Annotated in this window: 1 protein-coding gene; it reads left to right on the top strand. The window is 65.6% G+C overall.

Features of this window, described 5'->3' with window-relative positions:
- The first annotated feature begins 69 nt into the window (after positions 1-69).
- Positions 70-1,232, top strand: a protein-coding gene (locus I3F58_RS29165; protein WP_240111719.1) for an IS3 family transposase whose coding sequence is annotated in 2 segments (ribosomal slippage) — positions 70-354 and positions 357-1,232 — 1,161 coding nt in all. Because the reading frame shifts where the segments join, the coding sequence is not laid out codon by codon here.
- Positions 1,233-1,264 lie beyond the last annotated feature (32 nt).

Here is a 1,264-nt window from a genome sequence, read left to right as displayed (position 1 = left end):
GGGTCTGATGCACGATCGGGTGACATCTGAACTGGCTTGCCCTACAGGGCAGGTGGGAAGGATGTCGCTGTGCCCAAGCCTTATCCGGAGGAGTTCCGTGAGGATGTCGTGCGGGTCGCGAGGAACCGTGGCCCGGGCGTGACGGTCGAGCAGGTGGCCGCCGACTTCGGCGTTCACGCGATGACGCTGTGGAAGTGGATGCGCCGGGCGGCCATCGACGACGGGGCAAAGCCCGGGATGACCAGTCAGGAGAGCACGGAACTGCGGGAAGCGCGTAGGCGGATCAAGCTGCTGGAGCAGGAGAACGAGGTCCTGCGCCGGGCTGCGGCCTACCTGTCGCAGGCCTATCTGCCGGGAAAAGGATCTACCCGCTCGTGAGAGAGCTGGCCGTGGACGGGGTTCCCGTCACGGTTGCGTGCCGGGTCCTGAAGCTCGCCAGGCAGCCCTACTATCGCTGGCTCGACAAGCCGGTGGCCGACGCTGCGGTCGAGGAGGCTTATCGCGCAAACGCGTTGTTCGACGCCCACCGCGAGGACCCGGAGTTCGGTTACCGCTTTCTGGCCGACGAAGCACGAGTCATGGGAGCCGGCATGGCGGACCGGACCGCGTGGCGGATCTGCCGGGACAACCGTTGGTGGAGTGTGTTCGGCAAGAAGCGAGGCAGAGTCAAGAAGGCCGGTCCGCCGGTGCACGACGACCTCGTCCGCCGCGACTTCACCGCGGATGGCCCGAACAGGCTGTGGCTCACCGACATCACAGAACATCCCACAGCGGAAGGGAAGCTGTATCTCTGCGCGATCAAGGACGTCTTCAGCAAGAGGATCGTGGGCTACTCGATCGACGCGCGGATGAAGTCCCGTCTGGCCGTCGCCGCGCTGGACAACGCTGTTGCCCGGCGTGACAGCGTCGCCGGATGTGTCCTGCACAGCGATCGCGGCTCGCAGTTCCGGTCCCGGAAGTTCGTCCGCGCACTCGACCATCACCAGATCGTCGGCTCGATAGGGCGGGTCGGGGCGGCCGGCGACAACGCGGCCATGGAGTCCTTTTTCAGCCTGTTGCAGAAGAACGTCCTCAACCGCCGCACGTGGGCCACCCGCCAGGAACTGCGGATCGCCATCGTGACCTGGATCGAGAAGACCTACCACCGGCGCCGTCGACAAGCCGCACTCGGCCGACTGACCCCCGTCGAATTTGAAACCGTCATGACCACACCGGCCCTACAGGCCGCGTAACCGAACCTGTCACCCAACCCTGCATCAGACCC

The sequence above is a fragment of the Streptomyces sp. MUM 203J genome (genome assembly GCF_022414595.1).
Lineage (GTDB): Bacteria > Actinomycetota > Actinomycetes > Streptomycetales > Streptomycetaceae > Streptomyces.
The sequence above is the reverse complement of the archived record's forward strand: the minus strand, read 5'-3'. Positions and strand labels throughout refer to the sequence as shown.